Origin of the sequence: Chitinimonas sp. (genome assembly GCF_041904975.1) — a bacterium.
Classification (GTDB): Bacteria; Pseudomonadota; Gammaproteobacteria; order Burkholderiales; family Chitinimonadaceae; genus Chitinimonas.
In genome coordinates this window covers 1-15626 of the sequence record NZ_JAYRLZ010000027.1, presented here as the reverse complement: position 1 = coordinate 15626, position 15626 = coordinate 1, and the positions used below count along the sequence as shown (strand labels likewise).

17 protein-coding genes are annotated in these 15626 nt (G+C 61.2%); 8 read left to right on the top strand and 9 right to left on the bottom strand.

Annotated elements, in window-relative coordinates:
- Positions 1-127: 127 nt before the first annotated feature.
- From ACE3OH_RS04530 to prpB, 6 genes are all read right to left on the bottom strand, one after another.
- A complete protein-coding gene (locus tag ACE3OH_RS04530) occupies positions 128-487 on the bottom strand; it encodes an endonuclease domain-containing protein (protein ID WP_374349025.1) in 360 nt (119 codons plus the stop codon).
- A gap of 202 nt (positions 488-689) precedes the next feature.
- Complete coding sequence (gene acnD / locus ACE3OH_RS04525; RefSeq protein WP_374349023.1) at positions 690-3290, bottom strand: Fe/S-dependent 2-methylisocitrate dehydratase AcnD; 2601 nt, start codon at positions 3288-3290, stop codon at positions 690-692.
- A gap of 253 nt (positions 3291-3543) precedes the next feature.
- The gene (prpC, locus tag ACE3OH_RS04520; protein WP_374349022.1) at positions 3544-4692 is read right to left on the bottom strand and encodes a 2-methylcitrate synthase; all 1149 of its coding nucleotides are present in this window, start codon (positions 4690-4692) and stop codon (positions 3544-3546) included.
- A gap of 178 nt (positions 4693-4870) precedes the next feature.
- Positions 4871-5341 (bottom strand): EVE domain-containing protein, encoded by a 471-nt coding sequence (locus tag ACE3OH_RS04515; protein ID WP_374349020.1) that lies wholly within the window; start codon positions 5339-5341, stop codon positions 4871-4873.
- On the bottom strand, positions 5341-5886 hold the full coding sequence (locus ACE3OH_RS04510) for a GNAT family N-acetyltransferase (RefSeq protein WP_374349018.1): 546 nt from the start codon (positions 5884-5886) through the stop codon (positions 5341-5343). The genes ACE3OH_RS04515 and ACE3OH_RS04510 overlap by 1 nt, the downstream gene beginning before the upstream one ends.
- A gap of 192 nt (positions 5887-6078) precedes the next feature.
- Entirely contained in the window at positions 6079-6960 is an 882-nt protein-coding gene (gene prpB / locus ACE3OH_RS04505; protein ID WP_374349017.1) for a methylisocitrate lyase, read from the bottom strand.
- A gap of 191 nt (positions 6961-7151) precedes the next feature.
- Here prpB and prpR point away from each other — a divergent pair, with 191 nt between their 5' ends.
- The 5 genes from prpR to elbB all read left to right on the top strand — a co-directional run bounded on the left by prpR (position 7152) and on the right by elbB (position 12025).
- Positions 7152-9053 carry a propionate catabolism operon regulatory protein PrpR gene (gene prpR / locus ACE3OH_RS04500; protein WP_374349015.1) on the top strand — a complete coding sequence of 634 codons (1902 nt, stop codon included), beginning with the start codon at positions 7152-7154 and terminating at the stop codon, positions 9051-9053.
- 236 nt (positions 9054-9289) lie between these two features.
- Positions 9290-10387 carry a M35 family metallo-endopeptidase gene (locus ACE3OH_RS04495; RefSeq protein WP_374349013.1) on the top strand — a complete coding sequence of 366 codons (1098 nt, stop codon included), beginning with the start codon at positions 9290-9292 and terminating at the stop codon, positions 10385-10387.
- An 81-nt stretch (positions 10388-10468) separates the two neighbouring features.
- Positions 10469-10915: a hypothetical protein gene (locus ACE3OH_RS04490; RefSeq protein ID WP_374349012.1), complete on the top strand. Its 447-nt coding sequence runs from the start codon at positions 10469-10471 to the stop codon at positions 10913-10915.
- 53 nt (positions 10916-10968) lie between these two features.
- Complete coding sequence (locus ACE3OH_RS04485) at positions 10969-11331, top strand: cupin domain-containing protein (RefSeq protein ID WP_374349010.1); 363 nt, start codon at positions 10969-10971, stop codon at positions 11329-11331.
- Positions 11332-11353: 22 nt separating this feature from the next.
- Complete coding sequence (elbB, locus tag ACE3OH_RS04480) at positions 11354-12025, top strand: isoprenoid biosynthesis glyoxalase ElbB (protein ID WP_374349009.1); 672 nt, start codon at positions 11354-11356, stop codon at positions 12023-12025.
- Between the two features lie 36 nt (positions 12026-12061).
- Here elbB and ACE3OH_RS04475 read toward each other — a convergent pair whose 3' ends face one another.
- On the bottom strand, positions 12062-12517 hold the full coding sequence (locus ACE3OH_RS04475; protein ID WP_374349006.1) for an Lrp/AsnC family transcriptional regulator: 456 nt from the start codon (positions 12515-12517) through the stop codon (positions 12062-12064).
- A gap of 111 nt (positions 12518-12628) precedes the next feature.
- Here ACE3OH_RS04475 and ACE3OH_RS04470 point away from each other — a divergent pair, with 111 nt between their 5' ends.
- Both ACE3OH_RS04470 and ACE3OH_RS04465 read left to right on the top strand, forming a co-directional pair.
- The gene (locus ACE3OH_RS04470; RefSeq protein ID WP_374349003.1) at positions 12629-13231 is read left to right on the top strand and encodes a LysE family translocator; all 603 of its coding nucleotides are present in this window, start codon (positions 12629-12631) and stop codon (positions 13229-13231) included.
- An 87-nt stretch (positions 13232-13318) separates the two neighbouring features.
- Positions 13319-14497 carry an O-succinylhomoserine sulfhydrylase gene (locus tag ACE3OH_RS04465; protein WP_374348999.1) on the top strand — a complete coding sequence of 393 codons (1179 nt, stop codon included), beginning with the start codon at positions 13319-13321 and terminating at the stop codon, positions 14495-14497.
- Positions 14498-14523: 26 nt separating this feature from the next.
- Here ACE3OH_RS04465 and ACE3OH_RS04460 read toward each other — a convergent pair whose 3' ends face one another.
- Positions 14524-14742 (bottom strand): hypothetical protein, encoded by a 219-nt coding sequence (locus tag ACE3OH_RS04460; RefSeq protein ID WP_374348996.1) that lies wholly within the window; start codon positions 14740-14742, stop codon positions 14524-14526.
- Positions 14743-14919: 177 nt separating this feature from the next.
- On the opposite strand from ACE3OH_RS04460, the gene ACE3OH_RS04455 reads away from it, so the two are divergent.
- Entirely contained in the window at positions 14920-15222 is a 303-nt protein-coding gene (locus tag ACE3OH_RS04455; protein WP_374348994.1) for a PilZ domain-containing protein, read from the top strand.
- 58 nt (positions 15223-15280) lie between these two features.
- Here the strand turns inward: ACE3OH_RS04455 and ACE3OH_RS04450 are convergent.
- A partial coding sequence (locus ACE3OH_RS04450) for a phytoene/squalene synthase family protein (RefSeq protein WP_374348992.1) occupies positions 15281-15626 on the bottom strand: 346 nt, incomplete at its 5' end.

The following is a 15626-nucleotide window of genomic DNA, read 5'->3' as shown; positions in this document are numbered from 1 at the left end:
CCCCTCTCCCCAACCCCTCTCCCGCGAGGGGAGAGGGGCTTGAAGAGGCAAGCTTGTGATCGGCTGGCATTTGTGACGACGGCGCTTGCTGCTGGTTTGGTTTGTACGCGCTATTTCCCCTCGCTCCTTACGGGAGGGGAGCCGGGGGAGAGGGGGTGATGGCAGTCAAAATGGTCGTCAACACCCCATCCGTGTTCTGCAAAATCTCGTTGTTCCAGAAACGCAAAATGGTGAAGCCTTGCTCCGTTAGCCATGCGTCACGAACCGCATCGGTGCCGCTGCCATTGTGCTGTCCGCCATCGGCTTCAACAATCAGCCTCGCGCCGAAGTGGACGAAGTGGACGAAGTCGACAATGTAGGGGCCGATGGGTTGCTGGCGGCGAAATTTCTGGTCGAGCAGGCGATGGGCGCGCAGATGGCGCCAGAGCAATTGCTCGGCGTCGGTCATGTTTTGCCTCAGGGTCTTGGCAAAGCTGCGTGAGTCCATCCCCCCCCTCTTCCCAAGCACTCCCCCGCGAGGGGGGGAGGGCTCAATCAAGTTTTTCCAGCTGTTGATGCTACCTTCGTTGGCGAATCGTGGTGGATGAGCACTCGAGCCTCAGCGGCTGACCGGATTGACTCCCCTCTCCCCTTGCGGGAGAGGGGTTGGGGGAGAGGGGCGACGTTGTCACCAAACTCTCTCAGTGCCCTCAAGCCTTCGACGCCTCCAAAAAGTCCTGCGCAAAGCGCTGCAGCACGCCCCCGGCCTCATACACCGACACTTCTTCATCGCTATCGAGGCGGCAGGTCACCGGCACTTGCACGGTTTCGCCGCTCTTGCGGTGGATCACCAGCGTTAAATTAGTGCGTGGCTGGCGCTCGCCGATCACGTCGTAGGTTTCGCTGCCATCCAGACCCAGGGTGATGCGGTTGGTGCCGGGCTTGAACTCCAGTGGCAGCACGCCCATGCCGATCAGGTTGGTGCGGTGGATGCGCTCGAAGCCTTCGGCAACGATGGCTTCGACGCCTGCCAAGCGCACGCCCTTGGCGGCCCAGTCGCGCGAGCTGCCCTGGCCGTAGTCAGCACCGGCGATGATGATCAGCGGCTGCTTGCGCTCCATATAGGTTTCGATCGCTTCCCACATGCGCATTACCTTACCGTCTGGCTCAACGCGGGCCAGTGAACCTTTTTTCACCACGCCATCGACCACGGCCATTTCGTTCACCAGTTGCGGGTTGGCGAAGGTGGCGCGCTGGGCGGTGAGGTGGTCGCCGCGGTGGGTGGCGTAGGAGTTGAAGTCCTCTTCCGGCAGGCCCATCTTGGCCAGATACTCGCCCGCCGCGCTGTTCAGCAAAATGGCGTTGGATGGCGACAGATGGTCGGTGGTGATGTTGTCGGGCAAGAGCGCCAGCGGGCGCATGCCTTTTAGCGTGCGTTCGCCAGCCAATGCGCCTTCCCAGTACGGTGGGCGGCGGATATAGGTCGATTGCGGGCGCCAAGCGTACAGCGGCGAAGCGGCTTTTTCGGCCGCGCGCTTTTCGAACATCGGCACATAAATCTGGTTGAACTGGGCCGGCTTCACCGCGCGGGCGACCAGGGCGTCGATCTCTTCATCGCTGGGCCAGATATCCTTCAGGCGGATTTCCTTACCCTCGACCACGCCCAACACGTCTTGCTCGATATCGAAGCGCACGGTACCGGCGATGGCATAGGCCACCACCAGCGGCGGCGATGCGAGGAAAGCCTGCTTGGCGTAGGGGTGGATGCGGCCGTCGAAGTTGCGGTTGCCGCTCAGCACGGCAGTGGCATACAGGTCGCGGGCTATGATCTCTTGCTGGATGGCTGGGTCGAGCGCGCCCGACATGCCGTTACAGGTGGTGCAGGCAAAAGCGACGATGCCAAAGCCGAGCGCTTCCAGGTCGCTCAACAGGCCGGCTTCCTTCAGGTAGAGCTCAACCACCTTGGAGCCAGGTGCCAGCGAGGACTTGACCCAGGGCTTGCGCGTGAGGCCCAGCTTGCGGGCGTTGCGCGCCAACAGGCCGGCGGCGATCACATTGCGCGGGTTGGAGGTGTTGGTGCAGCTGGTGATGGCGGCGATGACGACGGCGCCATCGGGCATCAGGCCTTCCGCTTCCTGGGCGCGGGCCTTGTCCAGATCGACGGCAATGCCGCGTTCGGCCAAGGCACTGGTTGGCAGGCGCTTGTGCGGGTTGCTCGGGCCGGCCATATTGCGCACGACGGTGGAGAGGTCAAACTTCAGCACCCGCTCGTATTCGGCGCTCGCCAGGCTGTCGGCCCACAGGCCGGCTTGCTTGGCATAGGTTTCGACCAGCTTCACTTGCTCGTCGCTGCGGCCAGTGAGGCGCAGGTAGTCGAGAGTCTGGCCGTCGATGGCGAACATGGCGGCGGTGGCGCCGTATTCCGGGGCCATATTGGAAATGGTGGCCCGATCGCCAATGGTGAGGCTGGCAGCGCCGTCACCAAAGAACTCCAGATAGGCGCCCACTACCTTCTGCTGGCGCAGGAACTCGGTCAGCGCCAGCACCATATCGGTGGCGGTGATGCCACTCTGGCGGCGACCGGTGAGTTCGACGCCGACGATATCGGGCAGGCGCATCCACGAGGCGCGGCCCAGCATCACGTTCTCGGCTTCCAGACCACCCACGCCGACGGCGATGACGCCTAGCGCATCCACGTGCGGGGTGTGCGAGTCGGTGCCGACGCAGGTGTCGGGGTAGGCCAGGCCGTTATCGGCATGGATAACCGGCGACATTTTCTCCAGATTGATCTGGTGCATGATGCCGTTGCCGGCCGGGATCACGTCCACATTGTCAAACGCCGTCTTGGTCCATTCGATGAAGTGGAAGCGGTCTTCATTGCGGCGGTCTTCAATGGCGCGGTTCTTGGCGAAGGCATCGGGGTCGAAGCCGCCGCATTCCACCGCCAGCGAGTGGTCGACAATCAACTGCACCGGCACCACCGGGTTGACCTTGGCGGCGTCGCCCCCCTGGTCGGCAATGGCATCGCGCAGGCCGGCGAGGTCGACCAGGGCGGTCTGGCCGAGAATGTCGTGGCACACCACGCGGGCCGGGAACCAGGGGAAGTCGCGCTCGCGTTTACGCTCGATCAGCTGGATCAGGCAGTCGTTGATGATGGCCGCATCGGCCTTGCGCACGATGTTCTCGGCGTGGACGCGGGCGGTATAGGGCAACTTGGCCCAGGCGCCGGGCTGGAGCGCTTCGACGGCTTCGCGGGCGTCGAAGTAGTCCAGGGCGGTGCCGGGCAGGGGTTTACGGAATTCGGTGTTCATGGATGCGTCCTTTTCGGGCATCTGAAAATCAAAACCAAAATCTGTAGACACAGAGGGCAGGGAGAACACAGAGCACACAGAGAAAAGCAAAAGCGGGAGAGATGGTTTGCAATGCCCGTAGGCCGGAATTTATTCCGACACACTCCGCTACCCGGGTGCCGATGTCGGAATAAATTCCGACCTACGAATGCCTTGACTTCTCTATGTGTGCTCTGTGTTCTCCGTGCCCTCTGTGTCTACAGAAGTTAAGCGTTTAGCGCTGCGCTATCGGCACGAACTTCAAGTCTTCCGGGCCAGTGTAATTGGCGCTCGGGCGGATGATCTTGCCGTCGATGCGTTGTTCGATCACATGGGCGCTCCAGCCGCTGGTGCGAGCTATGACGAACAGCGGGGTGAACATGGCGGTGGGTACGCCCATCATGTGGTAGGACACAGCCGAGAACCAGTCGAGGTTGGGGAACATCTTCTTGATTTCCCACATGGTGGCTTCCAGGCGCTCGGCGATGTCGTACATCTTGGTGTTCTGCGCTTCATCCGACAGCGACTTGGCCACGCGCTTGATCACCACATTGCGCGGGTCGCTCACCGTGTAAACCGGGTGGCCGAAGCCGATCACCACTTCCTTGCGCTCGACGCGGGCGCGGATGTCGGTTTCGGCTTCGTCCGGGCTGTCGTAGCGCTTCTGGATTTCGAACGCCACCTCATTGGCGCCGCCGTGTTTGGGGCCGCGCAGGGCGCCGATGGCGCCGGTGATGGCGCTGTGCATGTCCGAGCCGGTGCCGGCGATGACGCGGGCGGTAAAGGTGGAGGCGTTGAATTCGTGCTCAGCGTACAAGATCAGCGAGGTGTGCATGGCGCGCACCCAGCTATCGCGTGGCGCGGTGCCGTGCAACAGGTGCAGGAAGTGGCCGCCGATGCTGTCGTCGTCGGTTTCCACGTCGATGCGCTTGCCGTTGTGGCTGAAGTGATACCAGTACAGCAGCATCGAGCCGAGCGAGGCCATCAGCTTGTCGGCGATATCGCGGGCGCCGGCGATATTGTGGTCGTCCTTTTCCGGCAGATTGCAGCCCAGGGCCGATACCGCCGAGCGCATCACGTCCATCGGGTGGGCGCTGGCGGGCAGCGCTTCCAGCACCGCCTTCACATTGGCCGGAATGCCGCGCAGGGCCTTGAGCTTTTGCTTGTAACCGGCCAGCTCGGCCTTGTTTGGCAGCTTGCCGTGCACCAGCAGATGGGCGATTTCTTCGAATTCGCAGGCATCGGCCACGTCCAGAATGTCATAGCCGCGATAGTGCAAGTCGTTGCCGGTGCGGCCAACGGTACACAGGGCGGTGTTGCCGGCGGCAACGCCAGAGAGGGCAACTGATTTCTTGGGCTTGGGCAGGGTGGTTTCGTTAGTCATCTCATGGGTCTCCGTTAGAGCGGGTCGAGCCCGCCGTGATTGCTATGTCGATTCTGCCCTCTCCCGCGGGCGGGAGAGGGTGGCCCATGGGGCCGGGTGAGGGCGGCTCTACGTAGAACTTCCCTCATCCCAACCCCTCTCCCGCCTGCGGGCGAGGGGTGTGTATTGCGTGCTGCGATCAAAACAAGGGCAGCGTACTGCCTGCCTTGGCCTCCAGCGGCTGCTCGGTGGGCACGTCGTCGAGCATGGCGCTGGCAATCAATTCAAAATCTTCGCGGCTGATCTCGAGGTGACCAAAGCGGAAGGCATAGCCCCAGCGCTGCTTGTCGCGGATAAAACCCAGGCGCTCGATCAGGGGGCGGATGGCGACTTCGCGGCAGGGTCGCCAGGCAATATCACGCCGGTAAGGCACAAATTCCGGGCTCATCTGGAACGGGTAGGCATTGCCTTCCTCGACCATGCCAATGGCGGTGAAACGCTGGCAACCGCCGCTCTCGCCCATCTTTTCGTTGGGCGAGTAGTAGATCATCCAGTCGCCCGGCGCCATGCGCTTCAGCGGCGCCTGCTTGCCATGGCAGACCTGGCAGAAGCCGCCGTCCACGCCACGCATGACGTGCTCACGCGACACGACGCCGATCCAGTAACGCATCAGCGCCAGTCCTTTTTCAGGCGATACAGCACGTGGCGGCGTAGCGGGTGACCTTCGGGCACGCGCGGGTGATCGAAGTCGTCTGCCGGATCGCGGCGCATGCCCAAGCGTTCCATCAAGCCCCAGGAGCTGGTATTGACCGGCACGGTCAGCGCGACGACTTCATCAAATCCAAGCTGTTCGAAGCCGTATTGCAACGCCAGCTCGGCGGCCTCGCGCGCATAACCCTTGCCGTGCCAGTCGGTTGCCAGCCGCCAGCCGATCTCCACGCAGGGGGTGAAGTGCGCTTCAAACGGCGTGCGGATCATGCCGACCGCGCCAGCGAAGGGTGTTAGCCCCGGTATTTCAAGCGCCCAGAAGGTAAAGCCGTGCTCGGCAGCATGGGCCTGCAGTCGGCGCATCTCACCGCTGGCTTGTTCTTCGCTGGCAGTGGACATGAAGTGTTGCCTCACCTTGGGGTCGGCATTCATCGCCACCCAGGCCGGCAGATCGCTATCGCGCCAATCACGCAAGATGACGCGCTCACCACGTAGTTCAAACGGCATGTGTATTGACCCCTATGCAGAAAGGCAAACCTTGAACCACAGCGGGCACAGGGCGCACAGAGGGGGCACAGAGAAAAACTGAACGATCGCCTGGGTTTTCTCGGTTAAGCCTCTGTGCCCCTTGTGTCCTCCGTGTTCTCTGTGGTTCAAGATTCTGGGTTTTAAGGTTTTGCGCGAAGAACTCGAACGACCTTACTTGCCGGCCGCGAACAGTGCGTCGAGCTTCTGTTCGTACACGTGGTAGCCCAGGTGGTCGTACAGCTCCATGCGGGTCTGCATGGTGTCGACTACGCTCTGCTGTGTACCTTCGCGGGCAATATGCTCATACACATTCAACTGCGCCTTGGCGCCGGCGCGGAAGGCCGAAAGTGGATAGAGCATCATGCTCACCCCCACGCTGCCCAGCTCTTCGCGGGTGAACAGCGGCGTCTTGCCGAATTCGGTGATATTGGCCAGCACCGGTACCTTCACTGCATCGACAAAGGCCTGGTACATGTCCAGGCTTTCCATGGCTTCGGGGAAGATCATGTCGGCGCCGGCTTCCACGCAGCGGCAGGCGCGGTCGATGGCGGCTTGCAGGCCTTCCACGGCCAGCGCATCGGTACGGGCCATGATCACGAAGTCGCTATCGGTCTTGGCATCGACGGCAGCCTTGACCCGATCGACCATTTCCTCGGCCGATACGATGGCCTTGCCGGGGCGATGGCCGCAGCGCTTGGCCAGTACCTGGTCTTCGATATGTACGGCGCCAGCGCCGGCACGGATCATTTCGCGCACGGTGCGGGCAATATTGAAAGCGCCGCCCCAGCCGGTATCGATGTCCACCAGCACCGGCAGCTGGGTGCGATCGGTAATGCGGCGCACATCGATCAGCACATCTTCCAGGGTGGTGATGCCAAGGTCGGGAATGCCACAGGAGCTGGCTGCCACACCGCCGCCCGATACATACAGCGCCTTATGGCCGCTGTGCTCGGCCAACAGGGCCGCATAGGCGTTGATGGCGCCGACGATCTGCAGCGGTTTTTCGGCAGCGACGGCGGCGCGAAAGCGTGCGCCAGCGGAAGGGTGGGCCATGGGAAGTCTCCTGAAGGTTGCGACAAGTGGCGCGATTGTCGCAAGACTCGGGCCGCAAGGGAAAGCGGATTGCTAGGGCGTTGATTACAAACAGGAATGCGAGGAGTGTGGTGGATGCCTTGGCCGTCATGCGCCTGAAAAACAAGGTGCCGTGTTACAGTTGTGAACCATTGTTTCATCGGGAATGAAACGTGAAACACAAACGCTTGCCACGTATCGCCGCGGTTGCATCGCGCGGACTGGCTGATCTGGTGCAGGGGCAAATCGCGCTGCTGGCTGCTCGTGCCGAGGTGCAATTGCTGGCGTGTAGCGCCGAAGAGGCATTGCCGCCATTGCGTGAATGGCAGCAAGCCGGCCAGCTCGATGCAGTGGTGGCGGCCGGGCAGGGCGCTGCACTGCTGCGTAGCCGGCTGTCCGTGCCGGTCGCGGCCATCCGTGTCGGCGGCGACGATATCTTGCGCGCTCTGGTGCTGGCGCGAAGGCAAAGCCCACGTGTGGCCCTGCTGGCGCGGCAAAAGCTGGCCGAATTGGTCGAGCCCTTGCGCGGCGTGCTGAATCTGGAACTGACGCCACTGATCTATGACAGCGATGCCGATGCGCGCCGCCACCTCGACGCCCTGGCGCAAGCGGCGCGGCCGGTGGTGGTTGGCTCCAGCCAGATCGTGCATCTGGCTAGCCAATATGGCTTGAACGCGGTACTGGTTTATTCGCCCGAGGCGGTGTTGGCCGCCTTCGATGCTGCGCTGGAGCTGGTGCGGGTAGCGCAGCAGGAAGAAGCGAAGCGCGAGCGGCTCGATCGCATGCTGGAAAGCCTGGCTGAAGGCGTGGTGGTGGTCGATGCCGAGGAGCGGATACAGGCGATCAATCCGGCGCTGAGCAGCTTGCTGGGTACCACGGCGGCGCGTGCTGTCGGCAAGGTGCTGTCCGACTTGGCGCCAGACTTGTCCTTGGCGCAAGTGCTCAAATCCGGCAAGGCACGTCGCGATATGGTGCTGAGCATGGCCGGGCGTCGCCTGGTCAGCCAGCATCTGCCGCTGTTCGAGAGTGGTACCCAGGTAGGGGCGGTGCTGACCCTGCAGGAATCTGCCGCCATCGAGCATGCCGAGCGCAAGCTGCGCGCCGAGGCCGGCAAGCATGCGTTTCGCGCACGCTACCGTCTTGGCGATATTGTCGGCGAGGCGCCCATGCTGCGCGAGGCGTTGGACATGGCGATGCTGTATGCCGGTACCGATTCGGCGGTGTTGATTCAGGGCGAATCGGGTACCGGCAAGGAGCTGTTTGCCCAGGGCATCCATCTGGCGTCGCATCGTGCCAACGGGCCGTTTGTGGCGCTCAACTGCGCGGCGTTTCCAGAGAACCTGCTCGAGTCCGAGCTGTTTGGTTATGAAGAGGGCGCGTTTACCGGTTCGCGCCGTGGTGGAAAAAACGGGCTGATCGAGTTGGCTGATCGCGGCACCCTGTTTCTCGACGAGGTGGGTGATATGCCACTGGCCTTGCAAACCCGTTTGCTGCGCGTACTGCAGGAAAAGGAGGTATTGCGGCTTGGCGCCGCAGAGCCGGTGCCGGTTGATGTGCGGGTGATTGCGGCCAGCCATATGCCCTTGAAGCAGATGGCGGATACTGGCCAATTCCGCACTGATCTGTATTTTCGCCTGGCGATACTCACTCTGGCCTTGCCGCCCTTGCGCGAACGCCCGGGCGATGTGGCCCTGCTAGCCGGCCAGCTGGCGCGCGAAGCGCTGGCCCGGCTTGCGTGTACGGTGCCGCCTGAGCAGTTGGTGACGCCCTTGCTGGCGGCTGCCGCTGGTTATGGCTGGCCTGGCAATGTACGCGAACTACAGAGCCTGGTGGAGCGCCTGGCGGTGTTCCTGCGCGCCCGGCAACAGCTCAGCACGGCCGTTGTGTACCGCCTGGCGCCAGAATTGCGCGGCGATGCGCCGAGTTTGCCGCTGGTGCAGCAAGCGGCGCTTGACCGTAGGGCCCATGCGGCGCAGGTATTGCAACGTTGCGGCGGGGATAGGCGTCGCGCGGCAGCCGAGCTGGGAATTAGCCGGACGACCTTGTGGCGATTGCTGAATGTAGCGAATAGCTGAATAGAGCCAGTTCAATGTAATGTGGTCGCAATGCTTTTTTGCCTGCACTGTAACAAAGTGTTGCATATTAGATACGGGTTTTCCCTAGTGCGCGCATTTTTCAATGTCACTATTGCCAATTGCTGCGGCAAGTTTGACGATGGCCTCAACGCATTGCGCAATGACAATGCGCTAGCCCGGCAGCGGGCTCACCAAAAAAGTCAGTACAAAGGCCTCGTGAATTTAAAGGAGCAAGCATGCACTACCGCAATATTGCAATAGTGGCAGCGGCGGCCATCCTGGCCGCCAATGCTTACGCTCATGAGTTGTCAGTCAGCGTGGTACCAACCCGCTCGGTAGCAAGCGCCGCGCAGGATGTCGAAGTCGCATTGCAGTATCGCAATACCGGCCGCGAAACTCTGTATGTGTACAAATGGAACCTGCCTGGCAAGGAATTGCGCGATCCGTTGTTTGAAATAAGCCGCGATGGCAAGCCGGTGCGCTATGTCGGCCCCCTGTACAAGCGCCGCAGCCCGACGGCGGAAGACTTGCTGGAAATCGCGCCAGGCCGGTCGTTGGCTACGGTGGTGAGGCTGTCGGATGTGTATGACATGAGCCGTAGCGGCAACTACACCATCCGCTACAAGATGGACGCGCAGCGGGTGCTGCTTGACAAAAACCGCAAGCTCGAAACCGAACTTGCCCAGCTCGCCTCACTGAACGAACCATTGCAGTCGGCCGATGCCACGCTGTTTGTCGAAGGCCGCAGCAATGCCTTGCTGGAAAAGGCGCAAAGCAACCTGTTCCTCAATGGCCTGCTCGAGCAAGCTGTAGCGTCCAGCATCAGCTATGAGGGCTGCTCTACCAGCCGCAAATCGTCGATCAATGCGGCGGTTACTGCCGGCAGCAATTACGCCAGTGATGCGGTCAATTACTTTGCTGGCACCGCCACGCCGGGTACCGCGCGCTACAAGACTTGGTTCGGTAAATACTCCAGCAGCAACTGGAGCACGGTGAAGTCGCACTACAGCAAGATCAAAACCACCTTGACGTCCAAACCGCTGGTATTTGATTGCAGCTGCAATGATTCTGGCGTGTTTGCCAAGGTGTATCCGGATCAACCCTACAAGTACTACCTGTGCCCGGCATTCTGGACTGCCCCGATGACCGGAACCGACTCCAAGGGCGGCACGCTGGTGCACGAGTCCTCGCATTTCACTATCAACGGTGGAACCGATGACTATGCCTATGGTCAGGACGATGCCAAGAGTCTGGCGAAATCCAACCCATCCCAGGCAATTCAGAATGCCGACAACCATGAATACTTTGCCGAGAACAACCCGTCTCAGCAGTAAAGGGCTCCCAAAGCAATGATAGTGAAGTCATTTCTCCGGCCGCTTGCGGCCGGCTTTTTTTTAGCGGTGGCAGGCAGTGCCATGGCAGAGCCGGTCCCGATCGAATGCAAGCTTTCCATCGCCAGTGAGGCAGCAATGGATGTGCCCTTGCTGCTTGGTTTTGAATTGCGCAACCCGGGCAAACACCCGCTGTGGGTGCTGGACTGGAATACGCCGCTGGAGGGCTTGCGTAATCACTATCTGAGTATCAAGGGGCCGGCGGGCGAGCTGGACTACCATGGTCCGATGGTAAAGCGTGCGGCGCCCCTTGCACGCCAGTACCGTCAGCTCAAACCCGGTGAGCGCCTCTATGGCGAGGTCGATCTGAAACTGGCCTATCAATTCGTGCAGCCGGGCAGCTATGAAGTGGCGTTTACCGGTCGCTTGCACGATGTGCAACACGGCAAGCATCCGCGGCCGGATAAGGTTGAGCGCCAGCCGCAGGAACCCGCTTGTGCGCCGGTGCGGTTCAAGCTGCTGCCACGCTGATCTGGAGCTGGCGCGGCGCCTTGCGCATAATGCGCGTTTTCAAGGAGGCGTCCATGTCCGGCATCTTGCTGTTTTCCAGTCAGGCCACGGTGGCCGAATACGATTACCCACGTGAAGCGCGTCGTCTGCAAGGTGCGCCCAAACGGACTACCTGGAACCATTTCACCAATGCCAGCGGCGAGGTGTCTTCCGGCGTATGGGCTTGCGAAGTGGGCAGCTGGCGCATCGAGATGGGCGCAACCGAAGATGAATTCTTCCATGTCACCGAAGGACGCTGCTGCCTGATCGACGAAGCAGGCCGGCGCCATGAGGCCGGCGTAGGCGAATCCTTGATCATCCCGGCCGGTTTCAAAGGGATTTTCGAAGTGATCGAGCCGATGAAAAAACACTATGTGATCATTGATCGCAAAGCCTGATTCCCACTGCAAGGAGAGGACAATGCCCCACGTTGCCGTTCTGCTATCGGGTTGCGGATACCTCGATGGCGCCGAAATCACCGAGTCGGTCGCAACCCTGATCGCGCTTGATCAGGCCGGTATCAGCTACGACTGCTTTGCGCCGAACCGTTCACACATGCATGTGGTCGACCATTTAAGTATCCAGCCGCAGGCAGACGCGCGAAACATCCTTGCCGAGTCTGCCCGCATTGCCCGCGGCCGGATTGCCGATCTGACCGGGCTGGATGCGGGCCGCTATGACGCATTGCTTATGCCGGGCGGCTTTGGTGCTGCGAAGAATCTATGCAATTTTGCCGAACAGGGGCAACAGGCAACGCTGTACGCCGATGTCGAGGCGGCGGTGTTGGCATTTATCCAGGCCAAAAAACCACTAGTGGCAATTTGCGCGGCGCCCTTGGTACTGGCGCTGGCTGCGCGCACGGCCGGCATTGCCGGTGCGCGCCTTACCGTGGGTGCAGGCGGCGAGCCATTGAGCGAGGCGATCAATGCCTGGGGGCAGCAGCATATTGTCACGCCGCTGACCGAGGCATGTGTCGATCCGCTCAACCGCTTTATTACTGCGCCAGCCTATATGTATGGCGACGCCGGGCCCGCGCAGATCTTCGCGTCGGTCAGCGCCGCCATAGCAGCTTTGCGCGGCATGCTGGTCTAGGCGCATGTTCCGGCAAAACCGGTGCGGCGAGCAGTCCTATTCTGCCGCCGCTCGCGGCGCGCGGCGCGGAATCGGTGATGACATGACGATGGACGAACGGGTCTCGCCATAGGCATTGATGCTGCCGACCAGCTGCTCCAGATGCGCAATGCTTTTCGCCACCATGGTGATCATGTAGGAATCGGCGCCGGTAACATGGTGGCATTCCAGCACCTCGGTCATCCGGCCCAGGGTGTTCAGCAGCTGCTCTTTATGCGGCTGCGCGCTGGTAATGGCCACCAGGGCCATGATCGGGTAGCCGGCGGCTTGTAGATCGATATCAGTGTGGTAGCCGGTAATCACCCCATCGGCTTCCAGCCGCTTGATGCGCTCGGCGGTGGCGGCTAGCGAAAGTCCGATATCGGCCGCAAGGGTTTTCAGCGGCGCCCGCGCATCTGCCTGCAGCGCTGCAAGCAAGCGCCAGTCCTTGCTGTCGAGAGGTTTTTTGCTCATGGTCTGTTTCGCTTTAAAACTTCTGGTGGAAAGGCTGATTTTCCTGATTATCGACGGCTGACGCCAGCCGCTGCCGGATAAGATGGCCTGATTGTTCCAGGAGTTTTTGCCATGCACGATATCGTCGATTTCCCTGCATTTTTGCTCGCCTCGGTGTTGCTGGTCCTGTCGCCGGGGCCGGGCACCTTGGCGATTCTTGGCGCAGCCAGTGCGTCGCGCCGCGCCGGCTTTGCTGCATTGTGCGGCACCAGCGCCGGCGATGCACTCTTGATGGCGGCGGCCGCAGTGGGCGCCGCCACCTTGTTGGCCAGCAATCCGGCCGCCTTTCTCGTGTTGCGCTATCTGGGCGGCGCTTATCTGATCTGGCTGGGCGGTGGCGCTCTGCTATCGAAAGAACATGGCCTGTCGCTCGATGCGCCAGCGCAAGGCGGTGCTTTCTATCGCAGCTTGCTGGTCACCTTGCTCAACCCCAAGGCGATCCTGTTCTTTATGGCTTTCTTTCCCCAATTTGTGCGGCCCGGTGCATCGATCGGCGCGTTTGCCTTGCTCGGTTGTGTTTTCATCGCCATCAACTGCAGCTATCAGAGCGGCCTGATTCTCGGTGCGCGCCGCATTGCCCTGCATTTGCAGGATCTGCCGCATATTGCGCTATGGGTGAATCGCTTGCTGGGTGCGGTGTTTGTGCTATTCGGCCTGCGCCTGATATTTGTTTGACCCGCGCCAATAGGGCAATATCGGATTCTCCGTTTAGCATCATTCGTGATAAAAGCAGCAACTCGGCAAACCAAAGGGACTTACGCCATGCAAGACGACAGCCAATACCACCCCGATACGCTGGCGGTGCGCGCCGGCCAGATGCGCAGCGAATTCGGCGAGCATGGCGAGGCCCTGTACCTGACGTCGAGTTTCATTACCGATAGCGCCGCCCAGGCCGAAGTGCGTTTCCAGGGGCTGGAACCGGGCTATACCTATTCGCGCTTCGGCAACCCCACTGTGTCGATGTTCCAGGATCGGCTGGCAGCGCTGGAAGGCGCCGAAATGGCGGTGGCAACGGCTAGCGGCATGTCGGCCATCCTGTGCCTGTGCATGGGCCATTTGCGCGCCGGGGATCATATCGTGGCGTCCAATGGCCTGTTTGGCGCCACCATCTTGCTGTTCAGCAACTATCTGTCGAAGTTCGGCCTTACCGTAAGCTTTGTGTCGCCGTCCGATAATGCCGCCTGGGAAGCGGCGGTGCGGCCGGAAACCAAGTTGTTTTACCTGGAAACGCCGTCCAACCCCTTGACCGAACTGGCCGATATCAGCGCCATTGCCGATATTGCCCATCGCCATGGCGCCATCCTGGCGGTCGATAATTGTTTTTGCACGCCCATCCTGCAGCAGCCGCTCAAACTCGGCGCCGATATCGTGGTGCATTCAGCCACCAAGTACATCGATGGTCAGGGGCGTGTGCTGGGTGGGGCTGTGGCTGGCAGCAAGGCTTTGGTTGAACCTGTCTACCTGTTCTTGCGCACAGCCGGGCCCAGCCTGAGCCCGTTCAATGCCTGGGTGCTGCTCAAGGGCCTGGAGACGCTGGGCCTGCGCATGCGTGCCCATTGCGACAATGCCATGCAGCTGGCGCGCTGGCTCGATACGCATCCTGCGGTGGAGCGCGTTTACTACGCCGGCCTTGAAACCCATCCGCAGCATGAACTTGCCAAGCGCCAGCAATCGGGTTTTGGTGGGGTGGTCAGTTTTGAAGTAAAGGGCGGGCGGGAAGCGGCGTGGCGGGTGATCGACTCGACCCGGCTATTGTCGATCACCGCGAATCTGGGTGATAGCAAGAGCACCATCACCCATCCCTACACCACCTCGCATGGGCGGCTCAGCCCGGAGGCGAAGGCTGCTGCCGGCCTGAACGACAATCTGATCCGGGTATCGGTGGGGTTGGAGCATATCGAGGATATCAAGCGCGACCTTGCGCGCGGCCTTGCCGGCTGAGCGGTGAGCAAGGCGCCGCGCCCGCCTCAGGCGTATGTGTCTATTTTGGCTTGCTGCACGCTTAGTTGTTCGGCGATCCGGTTGGCATCTTGCAGGCGCTCTACACCGGAGCGCGCCACCGCGTCTTTTTTGCGATCCAGCCGATCGACGGTTTGTTGCATATCGCGCATGACGATCTTGGTGCCTTGTTGCAGGGTGAGCGAAAGGTCGGTGCTGAGCTGACGTACTGAGCCGAGGGTGGACATGATGCTTTCCTGTCTGTATGCAATTGTTCTAATGCAAACATATACATCGCACCTTCCTTGCCAGCAAGCGTGCTGGATGAACGGGTGCTGGCCCGAAAAGTAGCATTACATTATGCTGAACCCCGAATCTGACTACTTATCGCGTGTCATGCCTAATCGCCGCAAGGGAAACTGCACATGAATCGGGACCAGCGCACTGCTCGCCGGGTTCCAGTTGACTGCCCGGCGCGCATTCGCAGTGCCGATATCGGTCCCGCCTTTTACGGCACCTGCAAAGACCTGGCTGTAGGTGGCCTGACTTTGCACAGCAATTTTGTGCCGCGCCCGGATGAAGAACTTGAAGTGACCCTGATGCCGCCCGGCACCGGCGGTCGTCAGCCCGCACCCATGAAGGTGCACGCCAGGGTACGCCGCTGCCACGAGCTGGAGGCGGAAAAGTGCTACGAGATCGGCCTGGAAATCATCAAGGTGCTGAGTTAAGTCAGGTCGTACCACCTTTCTGATCGCGCTTCTCGGCTTCACCGCGCCATACGGTGGCTCAATAGCGGGCCCGAGACGGAAACAGCGCGCCATAAAGCAGGCGCGGCCAATCGCGTTTACCTAGCGTGGGGCGTTGCCCGAATACATCGAAGCCGCTCGCTTCCAGTTTTTTGAGAATGGCAGCGCCGCCCAGCACGGTGAGACGGATTTCTACGCCCAAACGGCCCGGCAGCTGCCGCCCCAAAGGCGCGCCGGCCAGCAGGATGCGACGCGTGCGATCCAGCTGGTAATGCATCAATGCCCGCCAGTTGTCGTCGAGCCGGCCTGCGGCAATCTGCGCTTCGGTGACGCCCATCCGGGCCAATTCGTCCTGTGGTAGATAGACGCGTCCCTTTTGCCAGTCG

What these genes read in the sequence shown, in the direction of transcription:
- ACE3OH_RS04455 (WP_374348994.1), top strand. Translation starts at nt 14,920, where the DNA reads ATGAATCGGGACCAGCGCACTGCTCGCCGGGTTCCAGTTGACTGCCCG.
- ACE3OH_RS04490 (WP_374349012.1), top strand. Translation starts at nt 10,469, where the DNA reads ATGGCAGAGCCGGTCCCGATCGAATGCAAGCTTTCCATCGCCAGTGAG.
- prpB (WP_374349017.1), bottom strand. Translation starts at nt 6,960, where the DNA reads ATGGCCCACCCTTCCGCTGGCGCACGCTTTCGCGCCGCCGTCGCTGCC.
- prpC (WP_374349022.1), bottom strand. Translation starts at nt 4,692, where the DNA reads ATGACTAACGAAACCACCCTGCCCAAGCCCAAGAAATCAGTTGCCCTC.
- ACE3OH_RS04470 (WP_374349003.1), top strand. Translation starts at nt 12,629, where the DNA reads ATGCACGATATCGTCGATTTCCCTGCATTTTTGCTCGCCTCGGTGTTG.
- ACE3OH_RS04475 (WP_374349006.1), bottom strand. Translation starts at nt 12,517, where the DNA reads ATGAGCAAAAAACCTCTCGACAGCAAGGACTGGCGCTTGCTTGCAGCG.
- ACE3OH_RS04485 (WP_374349010.1), top strand. Translation starts at nt 10,969, where the DNA reads ATGTCCGGCATCTTGCTGTTTTCCAGTCAGGCCACGGTGGCCGAATAC.
- ACE3OH_RS04530 (WP_374349025.1), bottom strand. Translation starts at nt 487, where the DNA reads ATGGACTCACGCAGCTTTGCCAAGACCCTGAGGCAAAACATGACCGAC.
- ACE3OH_RS04510 (WP_374349018.1), bottom strand. Translation starts at nt 5,886, where the DNA reads ATGCCGTTTGAACTACGTGGTGAGCGCGTCATCTTGCGTGATTGGCGC.
- ACE3OH_RS04460 (WP_374348996.1), bottom strand. Translation starts at nt 14,742, where the DNA reads ATGTCCACCCTCGGCTCAGTACGTCAGCTCAGCACCGACCTTTCGCTC.
- ACE3OH_RS04495 (WP_374349013.1), top strand. Translation starts at nt 9,290, where the DNA reads ATGCACTACCGCAATATTGCAATAGTGGCAGCGGCGGCCATCCTGGCC.
- ACE3OH_RS04515 (WP_374349020.1), bottom strand. Translation starts at nt 5,341, where the DNA reads ATGCGTTACTGGATCGGCGTCGTGTCGCGTGAGCACGTCATGCGTGGC.
- acnD (WP_374349023.1), bottom strand. Translation starts at nt 3,290, where the DNA reads ATGAACACCGAATTCCGTAAACCCCTGCCCGGCACCGCCCTGGACTAC.
- ACE3OH_RS04465 (WP_374348999.1), top strand. Translation starts at nt 13,319, where the DNA reads ATGCAAGACGACAGCCAATACCACCCCGATACGCTGGCGGTGCGCGCC.
- elbB (WP_374349009.1), top strand. Translation starts at nt 11,354, where the DNA reads ATGCCCCACGTTGCCGTTCTGCTATCGGGTTGCGGATACCTCGATGGC.